General features: G+C 32.6%; 1 protein-coding gene. It reads right to left on the bottom strand.

Features of this window, described 5'->3' with window-relative positions:
* Window positions 1–365, bottom strand: a 365-nt coding sequence (locus RYX56_RS21490) for a PRD domain-containing protein (protein ID WP_317124010.1), incomplete at both ends; no start/stop codon positions are given.

Raw genomic sequence — 365 nt, 5'->3', positions numbered from 1 at the left:
TCCTTTTCCGCTGCTACACACGAGTAACACTTTCAATTTAGAGTCTTTAGATAACTTTAGTTGCTCCCTTTGTGCTTGAATATGAACAGCGATGTAAGCGACTTCATCTTCAGGAATACTAATTTGATAAAACTCTTCAATACTTTTCTTTATTCCGATAGCTTCATCAAAGGATAAAGGAAAGCTTCTTTTGATATCTTGCGTATATGGATTACTTACAGGTAATTTATTTTGAATTCGCTCAATCGCTACTTTTAAATGTCGAACCAATCCTGTCAACATATGTCCATCTAAAGAAGTGTTCGATTTTAAGATTAAAGATTGAATATCAATATCTTTTATTGAAGACTCTTCTACTTTTTCCA

Source organism: Alkalihalophilus lindianensis (assembly GCF_032843265.1).
Classification (GTDB): domain Bacteria; phylum Bacillota; class Bacilli; order Bacillales; family Bacillaceae_D; genus Alkalihalophilus; species Alkalihalophilus lindianensis.
The sequence above is the reverse complement of the archived record's forward strand: the minus strand, read 5'-3'. Positions and strand labels throughout refer to the sequence as shown.